We start from the raw sequence: 501 nt of genomic DNA on the forward strand, positions 1-501 counted from the left end.
GCCGCTAATGCGCGGAGAATATCGACTTCGCCAGTGCGCCGGATTTGAACAGGGAGAAACAGAGGATAACGGTATAGGCTGCAAGGGAGAATATCGCGCTGTGCAGATTGTCCGCTATTATCATGTTGTTCACCAGTACGGCGTAAATGCCGACGCATATCATAATGAGGAAGCCTTGAAAACCGATAGCGAACAGGGATTTTAGGTAGTTGTTTCCTATCTGCCCCCATTCCCGGTTAGTCATAGTTGCAAACGGGATAGGCGATACCGAACAGTAAAGGTAAATTTCTATCATGCGCCCGTAGAGGATAACGGTTATCAGTACGGACATTATCTTCATGCACAAGCTCACAAGGCTTGTTTCCATGACAAGTAAGAGCAGTTCGGGGATTTCCATAGCGTCAAGCCCGCTATGCATGGAAGCAAGGGCGGCGGCAACATCAATATTTGTGCTGCCGCCGATTACCCCCGCCGCGCCGGAAACAACGTGTTGCGCCATAT

The 501-nt window shown here is 49.9% G+C and carries 1 protein-coding gene; it reads right to left on the reverse strand.

The genetic code is table 11. The features are described 5' to 3' along the window. Window positions 1-4: 4 nt before the first annotated feature. Window positions 5-501, reverse strand: a 497-nt coding sequence (locus tag ACFFUV_RS23975; RefSeq protein ID WP_390198534.1) for a VirB6/TrbL-like conjugal transfer protein, CD1112 family, incomplete at its 5' end; no start/stop codon positions are given.

The organism is Vibrio olivae, assembly GCF_042428525.1.
Lineage (GTDB): Bacteria > Pseudomonadota > Gammaproteobacteria > Enterobacterales > Vibrionaceae > Vibrio > Vibrio olivae.